17 protein-coding genes are annotated in these 24,788 nt (G+C 66.0%); 14 read left to right on the forward strand and 3 right to left on the reverse strand.

Annotated features, from left to right (window positions below; all coding sequences use genetic code 11):
• Positions 1-134 precede the first annotated feature (134 nt).
• The 3 genes from ASD71_RS11135 to ASD71_RS11145 all read right to left on the reverse strand — a co-directional run bounded on the left by ASD71_RS11135 (position 135) and on the right by ASD71_RS11145 (position 4,072).
• A complete protein-coding gene (locus ASD71_RS11135) occupies positions 135-800 on the reverse strand; it encodes a response regulator transcription factor (protein WP_056563340.1) in 666 nt (221 codons plus the stop codon).
• A gap of 355 nt (positions 801-1,155) precedes the next feature.
• Entirely contained in the window at positions 1,156-1,905 is a 750-nt protein-coding gene (locus ASD71_RS11140) for a response regulator transcription factor (protein ID WP_056563343.1), read from the reverse strand.
• Between the two features lie 562 nt (positions 1,906-2,467).
• Positions 2,468-4,072, reverse strand: a complete 1,605-nt coding sequence (locus ASD71_RS11145) for a hypothetical protein (protein ID WP_056563345.1) — start codon at positions 4,070-4,072, stop codon at positions 2,468-2,470.
• 377 nt (positions 4,073-4,449) lie between these two features.
• Between ASD71_RS11145 and ASD71_RS11150 the strand changes: the two genes are divergently transcribed.
• The 14 genes from ASD71_RS11150 to pdxA all read left to right on the forward strand — a co-directional run bounded on the left by ASD71_RS11150 (position 4,450) and on the right by pdxA (position 24,786).
• Positions 4,450-5,133: a TetR/AcrR family transcriptional regulator gene (locus ASD71_RS11150; protein WP_056563348.1), complete on the forward strand. Its 684-nt coding sequence runs from the start codon at positions 4,450-4,452 to the stop codon at positions 5,131-5,133.
• Between the two features lie 80 nt (positions 5,134-5,213).
• The gene (locus ASD71_RS11155) at positions 5,214-7,562 is read left to right on the forward strand and encodes an acyl-CoA dehydrogenase (RefSeq protein WP_056563351.1); all 2,349 of its coding nucleotides are present in this window, start codon (positions 5,214-5,216) and stop codon (positions 7,560-7,562) included.
• Between the two features lie 12 nt (positions 7,563-7,574).
• Positions 7,575-8,867: an acetyl-CoA C-acetyltransferase gene (locus ASD71_RS11160; RefSeq protein WP_056563354.1), complete on the forward strand. Its 1,293-nt coding sequence runs from the start codon at positions 7,575-7,577 to the stop codon at positions 8,865-8,867.
• Positions 8,864-10,825, forward strand: a complete 1,962-nt coding sequence (locus ASD71_RS11165; RefSeq protein ID WP_056563357.1) for a 3-hydroxyacyl-CoA dehydrogenase NAD-binding domain-containing protein — start codon at positions 8,864-8,866, stop codon at positions 10,823-10,825. The genes ASD71_RS11160 and ASD71_RS11165 overlap by 4 nt, the downstream gene beginning before the upstream one ends.
• Positions 10,826-10,887: 62 nt before the next feature.
• The gene (locus tag ASD71_RS11170) at positions 10,888-12,210 is read left to right on the forward strand and encodes an OmpP1/FadL family transporter (protein ID WP_056563360.1); all 1,323 of its coding nucleotides are present in this window, start codon (positions 10,888-10,890) and stop codon (positions 12,208-12,210) included.
• Between the two features lie 54 nt (positions 12,211-12,264).
• Positions 12,265-14,655, forward strand: coding sequence for a 3-hydroxyacyl-CoA dehydrogenase/enoyl-CoA hydratase family protein (locus tag ASD71_RS11175; protein ID WP_056563362.1), 2,391 nt, complete (start codon positions 12,265-12,267; stop codon positions 14,653-14,655).
• Positions 14,656-14,874: 219 nt separating this feature from the next.
• Positions 14,875-16,074: an acetyl-CoA C-acyltransferase gene (locus tag ASD71_RS11180; protein ID WP_056563365.1), complete on the forward strand. Its 1,200-nt coding sequence runs from the start codon at positions 14,875-14,877 to the stop codon at positions 16,072-16,074.
• 16 nt (positions 16,075-16,090) lie between these two features.
• Positions 16,091-16,636 carry a DUF4442 domain-containing protein gene (locus ASD71_RS11185; RefSeq protein WP_056563368.1) on the forward strand — a complete coding sequence of 182 codons (546 nt, stop codon included), beginning with the start codon at positions 16,091-16,093 and terminating at the stop codon, positions 16,634-16,636.
• Positions 16,600-17,187 carry a chalcone isomerase family protein gene (locus tag ASD71_RS11190; RefSeq protein ID WP_056563371.1) on the forward strand — a complete coding sequence of 196 codons (588 nt, stop codon included), beginning with the start codon at positions 16,600-16,602 and terminating at the stop codon, positions 17,185-17,187. Before ASD71_RS11185 ends, ASD71_RS11190 begins: the two co-directional genes overlap by 37 nt.
• Before the next feature lie 29 nt (positions 17,188-17,216).
• Positions 17,217-18,944: an AMP-binding protein gene (locus ASD71_RS11195; RefSeq protein ID WP_056563374.1), complete on the forward strand. Its 1,728-nt coding sequence runs from the start codon at positions 17,217-17,219 to the stop codon at positions 18,942-18,944.
• Between the two features lie 309 nt (positions 18,945-19,253).
• Positions 19,254-21,344: a TonB-dependent siderophore receptor gene (locus ASD71_RS11200; RefSeq protein WP_056566770.1), complete on the forward strand. Its 2,091-nt coding sequence runs from the start codon at positions 19,254-19,256 to the stop codon at positions 21,342-21,344.
• A gap of 192 nt (positions 21,345-21,536) precedes the next feature.
• Positions 21,537-22,523, forward strand: a complete 987-nt coding sequence (locus ASD71_RS11205) for a 2-keto-3-deoxygluconate permease (protein WP_056563377.1) — start codon at positions 21,537-21,539, stop codon at positions 22,521-22,523.
• Positions 22,520-23,737, forward strand: a complete 1,218-nt coding sequence (gene dtnK, locus ASD71_RS11210; protein WP_056563380.1) for a D-threonate kinase — start codon at positions 22,520-22,522, stop codon at positions 23,735-23,737. Before ASD71_RS11205 ends, dtnK begins: the two co-directional genes overlap by 4 nt.
• The gene (gene pdxA, locus ASD71_RS11215; RefSeq protein WP_056563382.1) at positions 23,734-24,786 is read left to right on the forward strand and encodes a 4-hydroxythreonine-4-phosphate dehydrogenase PdxA; all 1,053 of its coding nucleotides are present in this window, start codon (positions 23,734-23,736) and stop codon (positions 24,784-24,786) included. The genes dtnK and pdxA overlap by 4 nt, the downstream gene beginning before the upstream one ends.
• The last annotated feature ends 2 nt before the right edge of the window (positions 24,787-24,788 follow it).

The following is a 24,788-nucleotide window of genomic DNA, read 5'->3' on the forward strand; positions in this document are numbered from 1 at the left end:
CGTCAGTTGAGAACTTAAGCGCGTCGCCACGCTCAACGCGCCAGTTCTATTGCGATAACTTTCACGCGCAAAAAAAGTCAGGGCCTGTGCAGGCAGCATCGCCACCCGCACAGACCCTGACTCACGTCCTCGCATCAGCTCGCGTCGCCCTTGCCAGGCGCGGGTTGCCCGTTCGAGCTTCGCACCAACCCCATCTGCACCGCGATGTACGCCGCCTCGGCCTGATTACGCGCATTCAGCTTCCAATACAACGTGCGCGCATGGCTCTTGACGGTGGCGACCGATATGCCGACCTGCTGGCCGATCTCGCGCATGGTCTTGCCTTGCACTAGAAGCTGCAGGATTTCCTCTTGCCGCTGCGTGAGCTCGCGCAGTTCCTGCACGGAGGCGTGTGACGTGCTGGGCGGCCTGCCCGCGGGTTGGGGATAGCACTCGCCGCCCGCGATCACCAGGCTGACCGCCGCGGCCAATGCATCGGGGCTGGAGGCCTTGGGCAGATAGCCCGCGACGCCGGCGCGCGCACACGCGGCCATGACGCTCTGGTCCATCGCCGAATACAAAACGAGCACGAGGCGCGGCATGAAGAATGCCATTGCCTGGGACAAAAGCCCGATGTCCTGCTCAGCCGAACCGCTGCAACCCACCACCAGCAACTCCACTGGCTTGTTGATCGAGCTGGACATATTGAGAAGGTGGGCTGGCGAGATGGCCAGGATATCGTCGGCGTTGCGCACACGTTCCAGCACATGCTGAATTGCGACACGAAGCAGAGCGTAGTCTTCGATCAGTACGGTTGTCATCCCGGGAAGAACCTTGTGACGCATGGCCCATTACGGTTCCCATGGCGCTGGCGCAACACCGCGCAAGGCGCGGGTTCACGCGCTTTGCCAGGTTCATGGGAATACTGCCCGCAACCTCGGGATTGCAGTGGCGAGACTAAGTGATTCGCCCTATCAATCCATGCTTGCGGACACAACTCATGCTATCAGCGGCTACGTTCGCTGAATCTCGTTCAGGAGGATGATTGGTGGCGGAAAGCGAGGCGACAGCAACCCGAACACCTGCTTTCTATGCCTTAGCCGTATTGGCTATGCGCAACCCCGGCAGCGTTGGAACTGGGCGTTCCTGCTGCCGGGCAGGCAGCGCAAACCTGACTCAACCGAGCTTGCGCCCATAGATCTGCCCGGCATCCACTTCACGCCCGTTCGGTTCATGCCATTCCAAGGTCGCACCGCGTTGCAGCGCCGCGTAAACGGCTTCGCCCTTGTTCTTGACATGCAGGCGCTGATACAGCGTGCACGCGTGCGTCTTGGCGGTCGCCACCGAGATGTTCAACATCCGGCTGACGGTCTTGATGGGATAGCCCCGCGCCAGCAGCACCAGCACTTCGTACTGGCGCGGCGTGATCTGCAGGAGCTGTGCCCCCGCGCTCACGGGCATGGTGCCCTTCGAGCCGGCTTCTTCCACGTCCCGCGACGGCAAGGCGCATACGGTGGAGGCCGGAGCCTGCAACGCCTGTTCGCTCGGGAAGCATTGCCCACCCGCCATCACCAGGCGTATGGCGGCCTCGAGGATTTCGACCGAAGCCGTTTTCATCAGGCAACCGTACACGCTGGCGCCAGGCAGGCCTTGCACCGGCATGGGCAAGGGCATGACGTCCGTCAAAAGCAGAATCCGCTTGGGCGTCAGCACGCGCTGAATCTCGTGCAAGGCGCTCCATGCTTCATCGGTATCCACTGGCAAACCATAGATCAGAAGATCGGCGCCCGCGTGCACGCCGTCGGCCTTGGACACGTCCGCAAGGCCCATCCCCTCGATCTCCCACACATCATCCAACTTGCTAAGAATCTGCCACAAACCCAACCGCAGGAGCGGATGAGCTTCAATCAGGACCATCTTGGCCATGGTGTCCTCCCGGTTTTTCGACGGGCCTAGAAGGGATCTTCGCTGTGCTGAAGACTATTTTTTTTCCAGCCCCGCGGGGGTGGTCCGCATATCCCGGAATATCTAATGAAGCTGAACCGGGACATTTGGGCTGGGCAACTTTGGTAGCCAACATAACGGATGGCATGGAACCCATCTTATGGTTCGGATTTGTCAAAATCAAGACGTTTCAGGGCGATATAATCCGACAAAATCAGAAATCAATCGTTAGCCTTAATCACGTTCGTAAATATGGATGAGAAGCGCATCTCGTCCTTTTCGCCGCTAGGGTTTTTACTAGCATCAAGGTGCTTCGGGGATGAGGCTCCCTATGAAGCGGCGATACAAGGCTGCCCGCACAGGCGCTCTGGCCCTTGTTACAGACGAAAAAAAGCCGCGTCTGGACATCTGCCGGACGCGGCGTCGAATAGCCGGAGGAAGAGGGAAACCTGTCAACTTGTATCCGCAGACACATCAAGCCCGTGAACAGTCCCTGTATTCGAAATAACGGTAACATTTTTTATTTTCACGCCCGCAGGCGGATTTACTCCATATAGGCGAAGTCAAATACCGTGTGCCCCCCCTGATGATGCCAATGGTGCATTGAAGCATGGCGTTTTCTCAGGAAGTTTGCGTAGTGGATTTCGCCGTCGGTTTCGATGTAGGTGGAAGGCGTCAGCTCCTCGATCCGGTTGAGCGAGACGCCCTTGCCGTAGTGACAGAACCCCTGGTACTGGGCGCACCGGATCACGTCTCCCCCAGGCGACACAACGATTCCGGCGTTGCGGGCGCGCATCGGGTTGCGCACGATCGGGTTGCAGGCGTGCGGCGTCCAGCTCGTGGAGCGCGGTGAATCGGAGAAAAACGCGAACAGCTCGTCGCAGTGGCTCTGGCCGTCGGTCCGGTCGATATTTGTTAATAGCCACCAGTATTCGCCATGTTTAAAAATAATGGTATCCACGGCTGAAATATTGGTCATCAGATTAACATCCAGCTCCCATTTCAGTGGAAATTCGGTGCATTTCCACAGTTCAATACTTCGATTTCCGCACGTTTCCGGGACCATGTAAGTCACCCCTTCGTGTTCAAAAATATACGGAAACGAAAGGTGATAAGGCAGGTTCAGCGCAGTGCCCAGCAGCCGGAAAGCCCCGTCGGAGTAGGTCGCGACCGAGATCGTTCCCTTGCGGGAAGTAAAATCGTAGTCCTCGAAAAAAATATATGGCTTTTTATCGTGGGTATAAACGAAGGGATCAGCAAAAAAGCGGCCCTTTGGCGGCTGCAATACCATCGCTTCGGATACCACGGCCTGCTGGCGTGCGGAGGGAAACATACCGATCCGCCAGCGGACATTGCGTTTCATGACGCGGCGCACAACGAGATCCGACATTAACCATGCCTGGCGCGCGATATAAGCGGCGCTATCCCACTCCGCCGGATCGGCGCGGCGCGGGCCGCTCATGATCTGCATGGCGGGCGGCGCGACCCCCGGGCGGTCATGGGCCAGCGCCTGCAAGGCGTCATAGACCATGAAGTTTCCCAAACTGAATGCGCGTGCCTGATTCTTCAGCCAGAACACTTCCGTGTTGAAACTGCGCTGGTCCAGAAGTTCGTCGTCTTCCTGCCTGGCGCCGACGCGCCAGAGTTTCACGGTGGTGTGATCCTCGCGCTGAAAGACCTCCCAGAAGCCGGCATAACGGCTGGTGGCCACCGCAATATCCGAGTAGCTCAATTGCCAGACGCCCAGCCGTGACCAGCTGGCGAGCTGCGCGCGCGTCGCCAGCGACGCACCCAATGTGATCACCAGATCGAGCTCCAGCGCCTTTACCTCGTCGCGCGCGTGCGGATCCTCGTCGCCCGGCGCCAGCGGGATCACCGATGTGCCCGCCTCCTGCAGGCCGTCGCGCATGTCACGGCAGGCCAGCATGACGCGCTGCTTCTGCGGCAGCAGCTTGCCCTCCAGGCGCGACAGCGAGCCGAATAGCGCCTTCACGCTCAATCTGGGCGCCGTGTCGGCGGCCTCGCCGTTCATCACCAGCAATGCCGTCAGGTCGAATTCCTGGCTGTGGAGTAGCCACTCAACCATCTCGTGCATCCAGCCGGGTTGCTCATACCCGTCGACCAGCAATCCCACCTTGTACGTCTTCATATCTCGTGCTCCTGTATCAGGGCGATTGGCTTGCCGCGCCGTGACTGCGCAGCGGCCTCGCCCAGCACACACCCGGGGCAATGCGTTCGTGTTCTCGCGCTGATACTGCGGGGTTTTGGGCGTGCATTCCAGAGCACATTCATCCTAGGGCCGGTGTCCGAGGCCAATCGGCCAAACCTCAACCTCCCGGGCATGAGGCGCCTCATGCTTCTTCCCGGCGCATCTCGTCCTTACGCCCGATGCGAAGCAAACGTGCTGCAAAACCGACACATCGGTTGCGTCGAGTTAGGGGTAAACCCTATTGGGGATAGCAGAGGCTCGCCTCTCATCCCTGCCTCCCGCATAATGCTTTGAAACAAACGTTTGAATTCAACCTTATGCAAGAAATCCGCTCCACTTCCACGAGAGAAACCATCCTCGACACCGCCGAGTCCCTGTTCGCGCAACAAGGACATGAAGCGACGTCGATGCGCCAGATCACCGGCGCGGCCGGCGTGAACCTCGCTTCGGTGAACTATCACTTCGGCTCGAAAGAGTCACTCGTGCAGGCGGTGCTCAAACGCCGCCTGGAAGTGCTGAACCGCGAACGCATGCGCCTTCTGGACGAACTTGAGGCGCAATCCGGCGGCAAGCCTCTGAAGCCTTCCCAGATCGTGGACGCGTTCTTCGGCACGCTGCTGCGCCTGGCGGCCGATCCGGCACAGGCTGGCAGCACCTTTCTGCCGCTGCTGGAACGCACGATGACCGATCCCACGGATTTCATCCGCGCGCTGTTTGCCGAGGAATATGCGGACGTGCTCGCGCGCTACCGCAACGCGCTGTTTGCCGCCCTGCCCGACGTGCCGCGCGCCGAGATCATCTGGCGCTTCCAGTTCATGTTGGGCGCGACGTCGTACGCAATCATGGGCACCGATTTGCTGCGCTCGGTCACCGGACTGGCCGGCGACGAAGCCGAGCAGCCCAACGACCGCGAGCTGCTCCTTCCGCGCCTGATGAGTTTCCTGCTGGGCGGGCTGCGCTCGCCCCTGCCGCACCTGAACGCAAGCCCCGGAGGCGCCTGACCCGCCTTCCAAAGCCAACCCGGCCGGCGAGCCGCCTTCGGTCACCGCCAGGCACTGAAGAACAACGAGGAGACAAGAAAATGTACGCAGTCATCGTCGCGCTGGTTGTCATTGCGCTCCTGGCCGCCGTGTTGCTGGGCGTTCGCCCCATCCGGCGGGCGCTGCTTTCAGCGCCGATCTTCAACCTGTATCGCAAGGTGCTGCCGCAGATGTCGGACACCGAACGAGATGCGCTCGAGGCCGGCACGGTCTGGTGGGAAGGCGAGCTGTTTCGCGGCCGCCCCGACTGGAGCCGCCTGCTGGCCTATCCGCGGCCTCGCCTTACCGACGAAGAACAGCGCTTCCTGGACAACCAGGCCGAAACCGCGTGCCGCATAGTCAATGACTGGAGCGTCACCCAAGAGCGCTTCGACCTGCCCGCCGATGTCTGGAACTACCTGAAGTCCGAGGGTTTCCTCGGCATGATCATTCCCAAGCAATACGGCGGCCTCGCGTTTTCCGCCTATGCCCATTCAGAAATCGTAACCAAGCTGTCCACGCGGTCTTCCGCGCTGGCCGTGTCGGTCATGGTGCCGAATTCGCTCGGGCCCGCCGAACTGCTGCTGCATTACGGCACCGAGGAACAGAAGAACCATTACCTGCCCCGCCTGGCGCGCGGCGAAGAAGTCCCAGCCTTTGCGCTGACCAGTCCCTGGGCGGGCTCGGACGCGGCCGCCATCCCCGACAGCGGCATCGTCTGCAAGGGCGAATGGCAGGGCCGCGAGGTGATCGGCATGCGCGTCACGTGGGACAAGCGCTACATCACGCTCGCGCCCGTCTGCACGCTGCTGGGCCTGGCGTTCCGCCTGTATGACCCGGACGGCCTGCTGGGCGGCAAGAAGGACCTGGGCATCACCTGCGCGCTCGTGCCGCACGACCACCCCGGCGTGGACACCGGCCGCCGCCACTTCCCCTTGAACGCCATGTTCATGAACGGTCCGACGCGCGGCAACGATGTCTTCATGCCGCTGGACTTCATCATCGGCGGCCCCGCCATGGCCGGCCAGGGCTGGCGCATGCTGATGGAATGTCTGGCCGCGGGCCGCTCGATCTCGCTGCCCTCGTCCAACACCGGCATGTCCAAGCTCACCGCGCGTGCGGTGGGCGGCTATGCGCGCGTGCGCAGCCAGTTCCGCATGCCGGTCGGCAAGTTTGAAGGCGTCGAAGAGGCGCTGGCCCGCATCGGCGGAAACACCTACATGATGGACGCCGCGCGCACCATGACGGCAGGCGCGGTGGACCTGGGTGAAAAGCCCTCCGTGGTGTCGGCCATCGTGAAGTACCACGTCACCGAACGCGCGCGCCAGGTCGTCAACGACGGCATGGACGTGATCGGCGGCAAGGGCATCTGCCTGGGACCGTCCAACTTCCTGGGCCGCGCCTACCAGCAGATTCCCATCGGCATCACTGTGGAAGGCGCCAACATCCTGACGCGCAGCCTCATCATCTTCGGCCAGGGTGCGATCCGTTGCCATCCCTACGTGCTGGCGGAGATGCAGGCCGCGCAATCGCCGGACCGCAAGCAGGGGCTCGATGATTTCGATGCCGCGTTCTGGGGCCATGCGGGCTTCGTGGTGCGCAACGCGCTGCGGGCGCTGGGCACCTCCCTGACTGGCGCCCGCTTTGTCGCCGTCAACGCCGACGTCGCACCGGACATGAAGCGCTATTACCAGTTGCTGGGCCGCTACTCGGCCGCCTTCGCGCTGCTGGCGGACACCTCGATGCTGGTGCTGGGCGGCAGCCTGAAGCGCCGCGAGCGCCTGTCGGCGCGCCTGGGCGATGTGTTGTCGCAGATGTACCTGATCAGCGCCACACTCAAGCGCTTCGAGGACGAAGGCCGCCAAAAGGCCGACGCGCCGCTTGCGCACTGGTCGATCCAGGACGCGCTGTGCAAGTTGCAGGAGGCCTTTGACGGCGTGCTGGACAACTTCCCGAATCGCGCGGTCGCGTGGATTATCCGCCGCGTCGTGTTCCCGTGGGGTCACAGCCAGATCCCGCCGTCCGACCAGCTTGGCCAGGACGTGGCCCGGCTGCTGATCAGCCCCAGCGCGACGCGCGACCGACTGACGGCCGGCTGCCATCTGCCCGACACCGCCGACGAACCCGTGGGCGCCATCGAACAGGCGCTGGCCGCCACGCTGGAAGCCGAGCCCATCGAAGCCAAGATCCGCGAGATCGAAAAACGCGGCGTGCTGGACGGCAATCCGCAAGCCAACGTACGCGACATCGCCGATGCGGCAGTCACCATCGGCGCGATCACCGCCGAAGAGTATGCGGTCGTCAAGCGCCGCAACCGCTTGCGCGACACCGTGGTCAAAGTGGATGATTTCCCCTTTGACCTCGGCGCCGCCGACGCAGACCGGCCCACGGCAGAACGCAAGGTCGCCTGAGGGAGGAAGCGGATGGCATTCAAACCGGTTTACGTCGTCGACGGTTCACGCACACCTTTCCTGAAGGCCCGCACGGGTCCAGGGCCCTTCTCCGCCGGGGATCTGGCGGTACAGGCCGGCCGCGCCCTGCTGCTGCGCCAACCCTACGCGCCCACGGACCTGGACGAGGTCATCGTCGGCTGCGCCGCGCCGTCGCCCGACGAAGTCAACATCGGCCGTGTGATTGCGCTGCGGCTGGCCTGCGGCGATCGGGTGCCCGGCTGGACCGTCATGCGCAACTGCGCATCGGGCATGCAGGCGCTGGACTCCGCCATTGCCAACATCCAGAACGGCCGTTCGCATCTGGTGCTGGCCGGCGGCACCGATGCGCTGTCCCGCGCGCCGGTGCTGTTTTCGGACGGCATGGTGCGCTGGCTGTCGCGCTGGTACGCCGCGCGCGGCCTGGGCGCGAAACTCAAGGCGCTGGGCGGCTTCAGGCCGAAGCACCTGGCGCCGGTCATCGGATTGCTCAAGGGCTTGACCGACCCGGTCGTGGGCCTGTCGATGGGTCAGACCGCCGAAAACGTCGCCACGCTCTTTCACATCGACCGCGCCGCGATGGACGCGTACGCGGCGCGCAGCCACCAGCGCGCACTCGCTGCACGCGCGGCGGGCATGCCCGAGATCACGCCACTCATCGACACGCAGGGCAAGCTGCACCCGCACGACGACGGCGTGCGCGATGACTCCACGCCGGACAAGCTGGCCAAGCTCAAGCCCGTGTTCGACAAACCGTGGGGCAACATCACCGCGGGCAACAGCTCGCAGGTGACCGACGGCGCAGCGATGCTGGTGCTGGCCTCGGAAGAGGCCGTTCAAAAATGGAACCTGCGCCCGCTGGGCCGCATCGTCGATACGCAATGGGCCGGACTGGATCCCGCGATCATGGGGCTGGGCCCCGTGCATGCCGCCACGCCGATCCTGCAACGCCACGGCCTGGGCTTGAATGACCTGGACTTGTGGGAGATCAACGAGGCTTTCGCGGCGCAGGTGCTAGGCTGCCTGGCCGCGTGGCGCGACGAGGCCTATTGCCAGCAGAATTTCGGCACGCCCGCCTGGGGCGAACTGGATGCCGAGCGGCTCAACGTCGACGGCGGCGCCATCGCCATCGGCCATCCGGTGGGCGCATCGGGCGCCCGCATCGTGCTGCATCTGCTGCACGCGCTCAAGCGCCGCGGCGCCCGGCGCGGCATGGCGGCCATCTGCATCGGCGGCGGCCAAGGCGGCGCGATGCTGGTCGAAACCCTGGACGAGGACCGCCCATGACGACACTGGATACGCTTTCCCACTGGCGCCTGGACCGCGACCCCGACGGCATCGCCTGGCTGACCTTCGACCGGGCGGGCAGCGCGGTCAATGCGCTGTCGGCCGACACCCTGGCCGAACTCTCCGTGGTGCTGGACGCGCTGGACGCCGAGCCGCCCACGGGCCTCATCATCCAATCGGGCAAGGCCACGGGCTTCATCGTGGGCGCGGACGTCAACGAATTCGCCACGCTGGACACGCCCGAGCAGGCGCGCGGGCTGGTGTCGCGCGGCTGGAACCTCATGAACCGCCTGGCCGGCGTGCGCTATCCGACGCTGGCGCTGATCCAGGGCCATTGCCTGGGTGGCGGTCTTGAATTGGCGCTGGCCTGCCGCTACCGGCTGGTGGCCGATCAGCCCGGCGCCTCGCTGGCGTTGCCCGAAGTCATGCTGGGCATCTTTCCCGGCTGGGGCGGCATGCTGCGCCTGCCGCAGGTAATCGGCGCGCCCGCCGCGCTGGACATGATGCTGACCGGCCGCGGCGCCGATGCGCGCCGCGCGGCCTCGCTGGGGCTGGTCGACGCGCGCGTGCCTCCGCGGCTGCTGCTCGCCGCGGCGCGCCAGACCGTGCTGTCGCGCAAACCCGCGCGGCGTGCGCGCGGCCTGGGCGGACTGCTGAACCGCTGGCCGTTCAAGGCCATCGTCGCCAACCGCGCCCGCAAGCAAATCGCTGCCAAGGATCCGCTCGGCCACTACCCGGCCGCGCCCGCCATTGTGGAGATCTGGGAAAAGCATGGCGGCAATGCGCTGAAGGCGCCCGACCTGATCGACCGCATCATTTCGTCCGGCACGGCGCGCAACCTGCTGCGCGTGTTCCGACTGCAAGAGCGACTGAAGGCCAATGGCAAGCAGCCGGGCGTCGCGCCAGCGCGCCATGTGCATGTGGTGGGCGCAGGCGTGATGGGCGGCGACATCGCGGCCTGGTGCGCGCTCAAGGGCATGACGGTCACGTTGCAGGACCAGGAGATGTCCCGCATCGCGCCAGCCATCAAGCGCGCCGCCGAGCTCTACGCGCGCCGCCTGAAAGATCCGCGCCTGGCACGCGCCGCGTTCGACCGGCTGGTTCCGGATCCGGCGGGTTTGGGTTTACCGCTGGCGGACGTTGTCATCGAAGCCATCAGCGAGCAGCCCGAGGCCAAGCGCGCGCTGTACCAGTCGCTGGAGCCGCGCATGAAGCCCGACGCGCTGCTGGCCACCAACACGTCCAGCCTGTCGCTGGAAACGCTCCGCGAGGCCCTGGCCCGTCCGGAACGTCTGGTGGGCATTCACTTTTTCAACCCCGTGGCCAAGATGCCGCTGGTGGAAGTCGTGCACGTGGACGGCGACGATCCCGCCATCGCGGCCCGCGCCTGCGCCTTCGTGGGCCAGATCGACAAGCTGGCGCTGCCGGTCAAGAGCGCGCCCGGATTTCTCGTCAATGCGGTGCTGGCGCCCTACATGCTGCAGGCCATGCGCAGCGTGGACGACGGCGTCGCACCGGAAACCGTGGACGCCGCCATGGTGGCCTTCGGCATGCCGATGGGGCCGCTGGAACTGGCGGACACCGTGGGCCTGGACATCGCGCGCGATGCTGGCGCGCAGTTGGCCGGCGGCGCGGAACCGCCGCGCTGCCTGGCCGATCGCCTGGCGCGCAACGAACTGGGCAAGAAGAGCGGCAAGGGCTTTTACACCTGGCGCGACGGCAAGCCGGTCAAGCGGCGCGATCCCGCCGCCGCACCTGCCGGCCTGGCACAGAAACTGATTCAGCCGCTCATCGACGCCACGCGGCAACGCGTGGCAGGCGGCATCGTGGCCGACGCCGACCTGGCCGACGCCGGCGTGATTTTTGGAACGGGCTTCGCGCCTTTCACGGGCGGCCCATTGCATTACGAAGACGGCAGCACCCAGCAGCACCGCAGTACGGCGGCTCGCGCCGAATAGACCGGCACTCCAGGCCGGCAGTGGTAGAGAGAGACACACATTCAACTCGAGGAGTCAGTACCATGCGCAGACGTTCATTGTCCCTGAGCACCCTGTCGGCCATCCTGGTCGGCCTGGGCGCATCCGCAACGTCCTACGCTGCCGGCTTTCAGCTCTTGGAGCAGAACGCTAGCGGCCTGGGCAACGCGTATGCCGGCTCGGCGGCAAACCCGGAGAATGCCAGCATCATGTATTTCAACCCGGCAGGCTTGACCTATCTGCCTGGGCTCAATTTCTCCGGTGGGGTAAACCTGATCAAACCGTCGTTCAAGTTTTCGGACAACGGCAATAGCCGCAACCCCAGCGTGCCCGGCATCCCCGGATCAGGCTTGAACGGTTCGGTTCCCACCGGCGGCAATGGCGGGGACGCGGGCCACCTGGGCGTCGTGCCCAACATCTATGCCTCCTGGCAACTGAACGAGCAGTGGTACATCGGCCTGGGCATCGGCGCCCCCTTCGGCCTGATGACCGAATACGACGACGGCTGGGTCGGCCAATACCACTCGAACAAGTTCGACATCAAGACCATCAACGTCAACCCGTCCATCGCCTACAAGGTCAACGAGAAGTTCTCGATGGGCTTTGGCTTGAACTGGCAGCACATCGACGCGAACTACAAGAAAAAGACCGTGGTGCCCATCGCCGGCCTGCCGCTGGCCACGAATGGCGACGCGGACCTGAACCTGAAGGGCGATGCCTGGGGCTGGAACGTCGGCTTCATGCTGCAACCCACCGAAGACACCCGCATCGGCCTGTCTTATCGCTCGAAGATCAAGCACTCGGCCAAGGGCGACACCGACATCGACAACATCGGCCCGACCGGCCAGTCCGTGTCGTTTGACGCCAAGGCCAACGTCGACCTGCCCGACACGCTGATCCTGAGCGCCACGCATCAGCTCAACGAAAGGTGGGAACTGCTGGGCGACGTGTCGTGGACGGGCTGGAGCAGCATCCCCCAACTGAAGATCAAGAACTCGGGTCCGGGCGCACGGGATGATGTGTTGCCGCTCAACTTCCGCGATACCTGGCGCGTTGCCGTGGGCACCAACTACAAGTTCGCCCCGGACTGGAAGTGGAAGTTCGGCCTGGCCTTCGATCAGTCGCCGGTGCACGATGCCGCAGACCGTCCCACATCCCTGCCCGACAACGACCGCTACTGGTTCTCGACCGGCGTGCAGTGGGCTGCCACCAAGTCCACCACGATCGACGTCGGCTACACCTACCTGTACCTGCGCAAGACGGACATCGACACCACGTCCGGCAGCCAGGCCACGAAGGGCCGCGTTGCGGGCACCTACGACAGCAGCGGCCACATCTTCGGCCTGCAGCTCTCGTCCCGCTTCTAGCCGTGAACGGGCGGACGGCCGCGCGCCGTCCGCCCGCTTTTTCAGGAGACTCCCTTGAGCAAGTTCGTCGTCAAACACGTCGCCGTGCTGGGTGCCGGCGTCATGGGCGCGCAGATCGCCGCCCACCTGGCCAATGCCGGCGTGCCGGTCACGCTATTCGACCTGGCCGCCCGCGAAGGCGACCGCAACGGCATCGTCAAGAAAGCGCTGGCCGGTCTCAAGAAGCTGGAACCCGCGCCGCTCGCCGGCGCATCGCGCCTCGCCCTGATCACGCCCGCCAACTACGATGACGACCTGGAGCGCCTGCAAGGCTGCGACCTCATCATCGAAGCCATCGCCGAGCGCATGGACTGGAAGACGGCGTTGTACGAGCGTATTGCCGCGCATGTGGCGCCCGGCGCCATCGTCGCCTCCAACACGTCCGGCCTGTCCATCGACGCGCTGGCCAATGCGCTGCCCGCCGGGCTGCGTGACCGCTTCTGCGGCATCCATTTCTTCAATCCGCCGCGCTACATGCGCCTGGTGGAAATCATCGCCACGTCGCACACGCAGTCCGCCGTGCTGGACCAGCTGGAAACCTGGCTGACGTCTGCCCTGGGCAAGGGCGTGATCCGCGCGCTGGATACCCCGAACTTCGTGGCCAACCGCATCGGCGTGTTCTCGATTCTGGCCGCCATGCACCACACCGCGCGCCTGGGTCTGGCCTTCGACGAAGTCGACGCGCTGACCGGCCCCAAGATCGGCCGCCCCAAGAGCGCCACGTACCGCACCGCCGACGTGGTGGGGCTGGACACGCTGGCCCACGTCGTGGGCACGATGGAAAAGAACCTGCCCGACGATCCGTGGCATCAGTATTTCGCGCTGCCGGAATGGCTGTCGGCGCTGATCTCCAAGGGCGCGCTCGGGCAGAAGAGCGGCGCCGGCGTCTACCGCAAGCAGGGCCGCGAGATCCAGGTGCTGGATCTGAAAAAGCAGGATTACGCGCCCGGCACGGGCAAGCTGGCCGACGAGGTTGCGGCGCTGCTCAAGGAACGTGATCCGGCCAAGCGCTTTGCCGCGCTGCGCGCCAGCGATCATCCGCAGGCGCAATTCCTGTGGAGCCTGTTCCGCGACATCTTCCACTACAGCGCCGTACAGCTTGAACACGTGGCCGACAACGCACGCGACCTGGACCTGGCCATGCGCTGGGGCTTTGGCTGGTCGCAAGGCCCGTTTGAAACCTGGCAGGCTGCCGGCTGGCAGGCGATTGCCGCCGCCGTGGCCGAAGACATCGCCGCCGGCCGCGCCATGAGCAACACGCCCCTGCCCGCCTGGGCGCTGGAGCCCGGCCGCCAGGGCGTGCACGCGCCCGAGGGTTCGTATTCGGCGCGCACCGGCAAGCTGCATCCGCGCTCGACGCTGCCGGTATACGCACGCCAGCTGTTCCCGGAACGCGTCGTGGGCGAGGCTCCCGACGACCGGGGCGTCACCGTCTGGGAAAACGAAGGCGTGCGCCTGTGGAACCTGCCGCAGGTCGACGCGGGCATCGCCATCCTGTCCGTCACGTCGCGCAACCACACGCTGGGCGCCGAAGTGCTGGAAGGCGTGCTGCAGGCGGTGGCCAAGGCCGAACGCGAGTTCGACGGCTTGGTGATCTGGCACGACGCGCCGTTTGCCGTGGGCGCCAACCTGCAACAGGTGGTCGAAGCCTGCGCGGCCGGCGAATGGGACATGCTGGAAGCCACGGTCGAGAAATTCCAGCGCGCCTCGCAGTCGTTCAAGTACGCGCAGGTTCCGACGGTGGCCGCGGTGCAGGGCATGGCGCTGGGCGGCGGCTGCGAATTCCTGATGCACGCCTCGCACCGCGTGCTGGCGCTGGAAAGCTACATCGGCCTGGTCGAGGCCGGCGTGGGCCTGATCCCGGCCGGCGGCGGCAGCAAGGAATTCGCCGCGCGGGCCGCCGCACTGGCGGCCAAGACGGCCACGCCGGGCGAAGTCTTCCCCTACCTGCAACCGGTCTTCCAGACCATTGCCATGGCCCAGGTCGCCAAGAGCGGGCTGGAAGCCATCGAGGCCGGCTTTGCGCGCGAACACGACATCGTGCTGTTCCATCCAGGCGAGCTGCTGTTTGTGGCGATCGGCCAGGCGCGCGCCGCCGCGCAGGCCGGCTACACCCCGCCCGCGCGGTTGCAGAACGTGCCGGTCGCCGGCCGCAATGGCATCGCCAACTTCGAGATGGTGCTGGTCAACATGCGCGAGGGCGGCATGATCAGCGCGCACGATTACCGGGTGGCACGCAGCGCGGCGGTTGCGCTGTGCGGCGGCGAGGTCGAGACCGGCACGAAGGTCGACGAGGAATGGCTGCTGGCAGTGGAGCGCAAGGAATTCGTGGCGCTGCTGCGCACGCCGGAAACCCAGGCCCGCATCCGCCACACCCTTGAAACCGGCAAACCACTACGGAATTGATCAGCCCCCCCCTTGCGCCTGCGGCGCTTCCCCCAGGGGCGCCGGTGGCGGACTGGCGGAGCCACCGTACGGAGCCCCCCCAGGCGCCTGCGGCGCCTCCCCCAGGGGCGCGCGCTGCGGACCGGCGGAGCCGGATCCGCGCCGCCCCGCCCGGAGGAGGCGTGGTGAGTGGGGGGAGTCGGATTGTTTCTCTCGCTATTGAACTTTGAGGAAATGGATATGAGCACGCAAATCCAAGACGCCTACATCGTCGCCGCGACGCGCTTGCCGGTGGGCAAGCGCAACGGCGCCTACATCACCACCCGCCCTGACGATATGCTGGCCGCCGCGCTGAATGGTGCGCTGGCGCAGGTGCCGGGTTTGGACGCGGCGCGCATCGAGGACGTGATCGCCGGCTGCGCCATGCCCGAGGCCGAGCAGGGCATGAACGTGGCCCGCATCGGCCTGCTGCTGGCCGGCCTGCCGCAAAGCGTGGCGGGCGTTACCGTGAATCGCTTCTGCGCGTCCGGGCTGCAGGCCGTGGCGGACGCCGCCGCCCGCATCCGCATGGGCGAGGCCGACATCATGATCGGCGCGGGCACCGAATCCATGAGCGCCATGCCGCAGATCATGGGCAACAAGGTGTCCATGAATCCGGAGATCTTCGCGCACGACGAGAACATCGGCATGGCCTTCGGCATGGGCCTGACCGGCGAAAAGGTCGCCGAGCGCTGGAAGGTGTCGCGCGAAGACCAGGACGCCTTTGCGCTGGCCTCGCACCAGAAGGCCTGCGCGGCCATCGCTGCCGGCCACTTCCGCGCCGAGACCACGCCTTATGAAGTGGTCACGCATCTGCCGGACGGCGCCAGCGGTGCGGTGCGCGTGGCGCGCCGTCTCGTCGAGGCCGACGAAGGCCCGCGTCCCGACAGCAGCCTGGAAGCGCTGGCCCGTTTAAAGCCTGTGTTTTCGACGCGCGGCAGCGTCACGGCCGGCAACAGTTCGCAGATGTCCGATGGTGCTGCTGCAGTGATTCTGGTATCCGACCGCATCCTGCGCGAATTCAACCTCAGCCCGCTCGCCCGCTTTGCGGGTTTTGCCGTGGCCGGCGTGCCGCCCGAGGTCATGGGCATCGGCCCGGTCGCCGCGATTCCGAAGGTACTGGACCGCGCCGGCATCAAGCAGGACGCGCTGGACTGGATCGAGCTCAACGAAGCGTTCGCGGCGCAGTCGCTGGCCGTCATCCGCGAGCTGAACCTGGACCCGGCCAAGATCAACCCGCTGGGCGGCGCCATTGCGTTGGGCCATCCGCTGGGCGCGACGGGCGCCATCCGCACCGCCACCATCACGCACGGACTGCGCCGCACCGGCGGCAAGTACGGGCTGGTCACGATGTGCATCGGCACCGGCATGGGCGCGGCCGGCCTGTTCGAGGCCATGTAAGCAGGCGGCGGACAGCGTGAAGCCCTACTGGTTCAAGAACCTGTCGCCCGAGTGGCGCGCGCGCCTGATGCGGGTGGGCTTCAACCTGCATCCGGCCTTTCGCGCCACCGGCGGCCGCGTGTTGCACGTGTCGCCGGATTTCCAGCACATCCGCATCAAGCTGCCGCTGCTGCGCCGCACGCGCAATATCGTGGGGTCGATGTACGGCGGCTCGCTGTTCGCCGTGACGGACGGCGCGCATCCGACCATGCTGATGTCGGCGCTGGGCCCCGATCACGTCGTGTGGGACAAGGCGGCATCCATCCGTTTCCGCAAACCGGCCTACACCACGCTCTACGTCGACTTCCGCCTACCCCCTGGCGAGATTGCGGAAATCCGGCGCCTGCTTGCCTCGCATCACGAAACGACCCGCACCTACACGGTCGAACTGAAGGACAAGGACGACGTCGTGTACGCCGTCGTGGAACGCACGATCTACATCGCAGACAAGAAGTTCTACAAACAGAAGAACACTGGAGGTGACAAATGCGTTTCAACCCCGGAGGGCGCGCCGCCGCCCTGAGTCTGATTCTTGCCGCCAGCCTGGCGGGCGCGCCGGCCCACGCTGACGTCGACGTCGCCGGCGTGCGCGTGCCCGAACAGCTTGCCGAAGGCGGCCACTCGCTGACGCTGAACGGCGCCGGCCTGCGCACCCGCTTCGTCGTGAAAGTTTACGTGGCGGCGCTGTACGTCACCACGAAGACCCACGACGCTGCCGCGATCATCGGCAGCACCGAACCACGCCGAATCCGTCTGCAAATGCTGCGCGACGTGGACAGCAAGAGCCTGGACGGGGCGCTGCAGGACGGTTTGCGCGACAATACGCCCTCGCAGGTGCTCGCCACCTTGAAGGAACCCGCCCAGCGCCTGTCGCGGCTGATGGCCGACATCGGCGCCGCGCGCGAAGGCGATGTCATCGACCTGGACTTCGACGCCCGCGGCGTTGCGATCGCCAGCAACGGCAAGCCGCGCGGCCGCATCGACGATCCCGCCTTCGCCCGCGCGCTGCTGCGCGTCTGGCTGGGCGACAGCCCCGCGCAGGCTTCCCTGAAGAAAGCCCTGTTGGGCAACTAGGGCCTTGCGCCCCAACGGAACCGCAAGACATGGAACGAATCTGGCACAAGAGCTATCCCTACGGTGTGCCCGCCGAGATCGACACTGACGGCGAGACAACGCTGGTGACGATCATCGAGGAAAGCTTCCGGCGCTTTCCCGACAAGACGGCCTACATCAGCATGGGCAAATCGATCACGTATGCCGAACTGGACGCGCTGACGCGCCGCTTCGCGGCATGGCTGCACGCCAACGGCCTCTCCCGCGGCGACCGCATCGCCCTGATGATGCCCAACCTGCTGCAGTATCCCGTCTGCCTTTTCGGCGCCCTGCGCGCCGGCTGCATCGTGGTCAACTGCAATCCGCTATACACCGCGCGCGAACTCGAACACCAACTGGCCGACGCCGGCGCGCGCGCCATCGTGGTCGCGGACAACTTCGCGGCCACGTTGCAAAAGGCCTTGCCCGGCACGCAGGTCGAGCACGTGCTGGTCACCTCCATCGGGGAAATGCTGGGGCCGATCAAGGGGCGCCTGGTGGACTTCGCGGTCCGGCGCGTCAAGCGCATGGTGCCCGCATGGTCGCTGCCCGGCTCGCACAAGCTGGGCGATGCCCTGCGTGCGGCGCGCGACCTGCCGTTCACCAACATGCAGCTTTCGCCCGCCGACCTGGCGTTCCTGCAGTACACGGGCGGCACGACCGGCGTGGCCAAGGCCGCCATGCTGTCGCATGGCAACATGGTCGCCAACGTGAGCCAGGCCTACGCGTGGGTCAGACCCCTGGTCAAGGACGGCGAGGAATGCATCGTCACGGCCCTGCCGCTGTATCACATCTTCGCGCTGACGGCGAACTGCCTGACGTTCATGAAGCTGGGCGCAAGCAACCTTCTGATCGTCAATCCGCGCGACATCCCCGGGCTGATCAAGGAAATGGGCAAAGTGCCGATCTCGGCCTTTACCGGCGTCAACACGCTCTTTAACGCGCTGCTCAACCACCCGGATTTTGCCCACCTGGATTTTTCGCGCCTGCGGCTCACCATGGGCGGCGGCATGGCGGTGCAGCGGTCGGTGGCGGATCGCTGGCGCGCGGCGACGGGCGTGTCTATCGCCCAAGCCTACGGGCTGACCGAAACGTCGCCCGCAGTCACCATCAATCCCCTGGACACCAAGATCTTCAACGGGTCCATCGGTTTGCCCGTACCGTCCACCGACCTGTCGATCCGCGACGACGCGGGCCGCGAACTGGGCATCGGCGAAAACGGCGAGATCTGCGTGCGCGGTCCGCAAGTCACGCGTGGCTACTGGAACCGGCCGGACGAGACGGCGCTTGTGATGTACCCGAACGGCTTCCTGCGCACGGGCGACGTGGGTTATGTCGACGAGACCGGCTACGTGTATCTGGTCGATCGCAAGAAAGACATGATCCTGGTGTCGGGCTTCAACGTGTACCCGAACGAAGTCGAGGACGTGGCCGCCCTGCACCCCGGCGTGCGCGAAGTCGCGGCCGTGGGCGTGCCGGACGAGCGCTCCGGCGAGGCGGTCAAGCTGTTCGTGATCCGCAAGGACCCCGCGCTGGATGCCGAAACGCTGATCGCGCATTGCCGCAGCCAGCTTACCGGCTACAAGGTGCCGCGCCACATCGAGTTCCGCGACGACCTGCCGCGCACCAACGTCGGCAAGATCCTGCGGCGCGAGCTGCGTCCCGACGGGCAGGCGCCCGCCGCCACGCGCGCCGTGAACCCTCCCGGCATCGCCAATCAGGCGACCCGCGAGGACTGATCCCCGCCCCGCCGACCGCACCCCGTTTTTGCGCGTGCAACACTGTCGCGCGCCGCCAACAGCGGCCGCGGGAGCGTCCGCCATCACGCGCCGCTTCAACTCGATGAATTCACAGGAGATTCCTGTGCAAAGCCCTGCCGCCTTGACGCGCCGCAGGGCTTTTTTACATCTTCCCCCGATGCGCGCTATTGGCTGGCCATATCGCCACAATTGATAATTATTATCGTTGTCATTTCTATACGTAACTGGCCGTACCAAACCGACGCCAGTGGGGAGATCCTCTTGAAGCACCATCACACCCAGGCCGCCTTGCGCGCGCGGCTGCACACCCGTGTTCCCGCCGCCGCCGCGCTGGCCGCCTGCCTGGGCGCGGGCGCCGCGCACGCGCAGCCCGAACAGCCCGCCACCCTGCCGGCCGTGCAGGTGCTGGGCACCGGCGAAACCGCGACCGGCCCCGTCGACGGCTACATCGCCCGGCGCAGCGCCACCGGCACCAAGACCGACACGCCCTTGTCCGAAACACCCCAGGCCATCACCGTGATCCCGCGCGAGCAGATCGTCGACCAGGGTTCGCAGAACGTACAGGACACGATGAACTACGCAGCGGGCGTGCGGCCCAACGCTTACGGCGTGGACAACCGCGGCGACTACGTGCGCGTGCGCGGCGTGGAGCCCGTGCAATACCTGGACGGGCTGCGCCAGTTCTTCAGCTTCAACAACCCGCGCACCGAGGTCTATGGCCTGGAACGCGTCGAGGTGCTGCGCGGTCCGTCGTCGATGCTGTACGGACAGGGCAGCACGGGCGGCATCGTCAACCTGGTCAGTAAGCGCCCGCAGGCCGAGCAGCAAGGCGAAATCGGCGTACAGCTGGGCAACTTCAACCGCCGCGAGATTCAGGCCGACATCACCGGCCCGCTGACCGAGGACGGCCAGTGGCTGTATCGCGTGGTGGCGCTGGGCCGCGACAGCGACACGCAGGTGCAGTACGCGCAGGACGACCGGATGTTCCTCGCGCCGTCGCTCACGTGGCAGCCCAGCGCGGCCACGTCGCTGACGCTGCAGGCCTCATGGCAAAAGGACCGGTCGGGCACGACGCAATCGTTCCTGCCGTGGAGCGGCACCGTGGATCACAATCCCAACGGCCGCATCCCGACACGCCGTTTTGCCAGCGAACCGGGCTTTGACACCTACGACACCGAGCAATTCAACGTGGGCTGGCTGTTCGAGCACAAGTTCAACGACACCTGGAAAGTCCGTCAGAGCTTCCGCAATACTGTCAGCAGCGTGGACTACAAATCGCTGTACCCGAACGTGTACGGCGACCGCCGCGGCAATTCGTACATCGATCCCGAGCAGACCACGGTCGACCGCTATTACTACATCAACAAGCCCCGCATGCGCACGCTGCTGGCCGACCAGAACCTGGAAGGCAAGCTGAACTGGGGCCGCACGCAGCACACCGTCATCGTCGGCATGGACTACACGCGTTACCGCGAAACCAGCCAATCGGACAGCGGGCTGGGATCGCCGCTGAACCTGTACCACCCGGTGTACGGCAACGCGCCGGACTACACACTCAGCGACTCGCCCAAGCAACGCCAGCAGCAACTGGGCTTCTATGCGCAGGACCAGATCACGTTCGACAAGAACTGGATCCTGCTGGCCGGCATCCGCCGCGATCGCGTCGAAAGCACGGCCGAGGGCCAGGACAAGGAAACCGATCAGGCCACCACCAAGCGCTTCGGCCTGATGTACGCGGCCGACAACGGCTGGTCGCCGTACGTGAGCTACAGCGAGTCCTTCACCCCCATCGCGGGCGCGGACTTCTACGACCAGCGCTGGAAGCCCATGCGCGGCAAGCAGTGGGAACTGGGCCTGAAATACATGCCGCCGGGCGCCGACCTGGAATTCACGGCGGCGGCGTACGACCTGCGCGAAAGCAACCGGCAGACCAACGATCCGGACAATCCCAACAATCAGATCCAGGCGGGCAAGACGCGCACGCGCGGTGTCGAACTGGAAGCGCGCGGCCGCGTCACCCAGAACGTGGACGTGATCGCCAACTACATCTACACCGACATCGATCCGCAGCTTGAAGGCATGCCCAAGCACATGGTGTCGCTGTGGAGCAAGTACCGCTTCGCGGTGGCGGGCCAGCCTGGCTTCGCGGTCGGCGCCGGCGCGCGCTTCCTGTCGAAGTTCCGCGACGGCGGCGCGCCGGAGACGCCGTCCGTGACGCTGTTCGATGCGATGGTCAGCTATACCAACGGCCCGTGGCGTTATGCGCTCAACGTCAACAACATCGCGGACCGCACGTACGAAGTGGTCTGCCTGGATCGTGGCGACTGCTTCTACGGCGCGCGCCGCACGGTCATGTTGAGCGGCGCCTACCGCTTCTGACGGCACAACCGTCCCTATATCCGGGACGGGAATTGGGGTCAACCTGTACGTACATGCTGTACGTACAGGTGTACACTACGATTTTTTCACCCGTCCGACAGACGCGCGCATGAACGTCTGCAACCCAGAAAAATCGTCCTGGAGACCTCGATAGTGTCGACCGCAACTACCCGCTCGCCCTTTTTTGGCACGATGCAGAAAATCCCTGGTGGATTGATGCTGGTGCCGCTGATCCTGGGTTCCCTGATCGGCACCTTCGCCCCCGATGCGCTCGCCATCGGCGGCTTCACCACGGCCCTTTTCAAGAACAGCGCGCTGCCGCTGATCGCGCTGCTGATCTTCGCGACCGGCACGCACGTCAACGCCCGCACCGGCGGCCCGATCCTGGCCACGGCCGGCACCATCCTGCTGATGAAGACGATCGTGCCCGCCACGCTCATCATCATCCTGGGCAGCTACGTCGGCCTGGACGGCCTGTGGGGCGTGTCGATCCTGGCAATGCTTGCCGCGTTCGACAACAGCAACGGCGGCCTGTGGCTGGCCTACACCGGTCAATACGGCGATGCGCGTGACCGCGGCGCCTACGTGGCCAGCGCGGTCAACGACGGCCCCTTCTTCAGCCTGCTGTTCCTGGGCGCGTCGGGTCTGGCCGACATCCCGATGATCGCCCTGGTGGCGGCGCTGGTGCCGTTCCTGCTGGGCGTGGTCGTGGGCAACCTGGACCCCAAGTGGCGCGACGTGCTCAAGCCCGTGCCGAACATCGTCATCCCGTTCTTCGCCTTTGCGCTGGGCACCGGCATCGACCTGGGCGCCGTGGTCGGCGGCGGCATCAGCGGCCTGATCCTGGGCCTCATCATCAGCCCGATCACGGGCGGCCTGGTCTACCTGGGCTACCGCATGATCCTGCGCCGCGGCGGCAAGAGCGGCCTGGGCTTCGCAGCCGGCACCACCGCCGGCAACGCCATCGCCACGCCCGCCGTGGTGGCTGCGGCCGACCCCAACTTCCAGCAATACGTCTCGACCGCCACCGCGCAAGTCGCCGCGTGCGTGCTGATCAGTTCCATTCTGGCTCCGGTGCTGGCATCCTGGTTCCTCAAGCGCGCCGGTGAACTGAAGTCCGAGGACCCCGACGCCACCGTCGCACCGCCCCTGACCGAAGCCCGCGGAGAGGCCTTGTGAAACCCACCATCGCCATCGTCGCCGACGATCTGACCGGTTCCGGCGACACCGCCGTGCAATTCGTGCGCGCCGGCTGGTGCACGCACCTGTCGATCGGCGGCGCGGACGAGGCCCTGTCCGGGCCCGCCCACGACGGCGTCGAGGTGCTGGCCGTCACGACCAACAGCCGGGCGCTCAGCGCGGCCGATGCGGCCGAGGTCATCCGCGGCAACGTGCGCCAGTTGCGCGACGCCGGCGTGACGCGCCTGTACAAGAAGGTGGATTCGACGCTGCGCGGCGCCTTCAAGGCCGAGATCGACGCGGCGCGCGGCGCCTGGCGTGATGACGCGATCGCCGTGGTCTGCCCTGCCTTTCCGGCGACGGGCCGCACCGTCGAGCAAGGCATTTTGTATGTGAACGGCAAGCCGGTCACCGAGACCTCGGCGGCGACCGATCCGGTCACCCCCGTAACCGAAAGCCATATTCCCACCCTGCTCGGCTGCGCCCACGTGGCGCCGCTGGCTGAAGACACGCCCGAAACGCTTGCCGCGCGCATCGCGCAGGCGGGCGGCGACGTGGTGGTGGACGCGGCCACCGATGCCGACCTGGAACGGCTGGCGCGCGCCGTCGGTCTGCTGGGTGAACGCGCCCTGCCCGTGGGCGCGGGCGGCCTGGCCGTGCCGCTGGCCCGCGTGTGGGCCGGCGCCGACCAGACCGCGCCCGTGGTGGTCGTGGTGACGTCGCAGCACAGCGCCGCGCGCGGCCAGGCCGCCGCGCTGCAGGCGGCGGGCGCCGACACGTGGAGCCCGTCGCTCGATCAACTGGCCGACGACGCGCAGTGGCAGGCCTGGAGCCAGCCGCTCCTGCAGTCGCACGCTCAGGCCCCACTGGAAGCCGGCACCATTCTGCTGCTGGCCCCCGAAGGCCAACGCGCCGGCCTGGACTCCGATACGGTCGCCGACCGGCTCGGCAGCCTTGCCGCGCAATTGATTGCCGCCTCGCGCGCGGCGGGTGTCGTCGCCACGGGCGGCGACGGCGCGCGCAGCGTGCTGGTGGCCTTGCAGGCCAACGGCATCGCGCTGGTGGACGAAGTAATGGGCGGCGTGCCTTTGGGCACGCTGACCGGAGGCACGGCCGCTGGCCTGCCCGTGGTGACCAAGGCCGGCGGCTTTGGCACCGAAGACGTACTGGTTCGCGCCGTGCGCGCGATCCGCGACAGGAGATTCAAGCGATGACACAAACCCCTCCCGCAAAGCTGCCCCTCTTGGCTGTGACCTTGGGCGACGTAGCGGGCATCGGGCCGGAAATCACGGCCAAGATGCTCATGGGCCACGACGAACTGCGCCAGAAGGCGCGCCTCTTCGTGGTCGGCGACGTGGACGTCATGGCCAATGCGGTGCGCGGCCTGGGCGGTGACCCCGCCATCGTGCGCAAGCTGGACCGCGCGGCCGACGCCACCAACACGCCGGGCACGATCGAAGTGCTGCAAGCCGGCCCGTCGCTCGCGCACGTGAAGCTGGGCGAGATCAGCGCGGACGCCGGCGACGGCTCCGTGCGCTTTGTCACCACGGCCTGCGCCCTGGCGCGCGCCGGCGAGATCGACGGCATCGTCACCGCCCCGCTGAACAAGGCCGCGATGCACGCCGCAGGCCACAAGTGGCCCGGCCACACCGAATTGCTGGCCCATGAGTTCGGCGTCAAGACCTTCTCGCTGGTGCTGTCGGCCGGCGACCTCTACATCTTCCATGCCACGACGCACGTCTCGCTGCGCCAGGCCATCGAAGACGTGAACCCTGCACGCATGCGCGCCGTCCTGCGCCTGGCCGGTTCGTTCGCCACCGCCCTGGGCCGCGGCGACGAACCCGTCGCCGTCGCGGGCCTGAACCCGCATGCCGGCGAGAACGGCATCTTCGGCAGCGAAGACGCCGACATCCTGGCGCCGGCGGTGGCCGAAGCCAATGCCGCCGGCATCCTGGCCGCCGGTCCCATCCCGGCCGACGCGCTGTTCCCGCAGGCGGTGCGCGGCAAGTGGAAGTTCGTGATCGCCTGTTACCACGACCAGGGCCACGCGCCCTTCAAGTCCGTGTACGGCGACGACGGCGTCAACATCACGGTTGGCCTGCCCGTCGTGCGCGTGTCCGTGGACCACGGCACTGCCTTCGACATCGCCGGCAAGGGCATCGCGCGCGAAGACAGCCTGATCCTGGCCGCCGAGCGCGCCGCGCATCTGGCCCCGGGCTGGACGCATGTATGGGAAACTGCGCGGGCACAAACCGGAGGTTGATT

It is taken from the genome of Achromobacter sp. Root565, assembly GCF_001427425.1.
Taxonomy (GTDB): Bacteria; Pseudomonadota; Gammaproteobacteria; order Burkholderiales; family Burkholderiaceae_B; genus Achromobacter; species Achromobacter spanius_D.

Coding starts and splice junctions, on each gene's coding strand:
- ASD71_RS11135 (WP_056563340.1), bottom strand. CDS start 800: ATGACAACCGTACTGATCGAAGACTACGCTCTGCTTCGTGTCGCAATT.
- ASD71_RS11140 (WP_056563343.1), bottom strand. CDS start 1,905: ATGGCCAAGATGGTCCTGATTGAAGCTCATCCGCTCCTGCGGTTGGGT.
- ASD71_RS11145 (WP_056563345.1), bottom strand. CDS start 4,072: ATGAAGACGTACAAGGTGGGATTGCTGGTCGACGGGTATGAGCAACCC.
- ASD71_RS11150 (WP_056563348.1), top strand. CDS start 4,450: ATGCAAGAAATCCGCTCCACTTCCACGAGAGAAACCATCCTCGACACC.
- ASD71_RS11155 (WP_056563351.1), top strand. CDS start 5,214: ATGTACGCAGTCATCGTCGCGCTGGTTGTCATTGCGCTCCTGGCCGCC.
- ASD71_RS11160 (WP_056563354.1), top strand. CDS start 7,575: ATGGCATTCAAACCGGTTTACGTCGTCGACGGTTCACGCACACCTTTC.
- ASD71_RS11165 (WP_056563357.1), top strand. CDS start 8,864: ATGACGACACTGGATACGCTTTCCCACTGGCGCCTGGACCGCGACCCC.
- ASD71_RS11170 (WP_056563360.1), top strand. CDS start 10,888: ATGCGCAGACGTTCATTGTCCCTGAGCACCCTGTCGGCCATCCTGGTC.
- ASD71_RS11180 (WP_056563365.1), top strand. CDS start 14,875: ATGAGCACGCAAATCCAAGACGCCTACATCGTCGCCGCGACGCGCTTG.
- ASD71_RS11190 (WP_056563371.1), top strand. CDS start 16,600: ATGCGTTTCAACCCCGGAGGGCGCGCCGCCGCCCTGAGTCTGATTCTT.
- ASD71_RS11195 (WP_056563374.1), top strand. CDS start 17,217: ATGGAACGAATCTGGCACAAGAGCTATCCCTACGGTGTGCCCGCCGAG.
- ASD71_RS11205 (WP_056563377.1), top strand. CDS start 21,537: ATGCAGAAAATCCCTGGTGGATTGATGCTGGTGCCGCTGATCCTGGGT.
- pdxA (WP_056563382.1), top strand. CDS start 23,734: ATGACACAAACCCCTCCCGCAAAGCTGCCCCTCTTGGCTGTGACCTTG.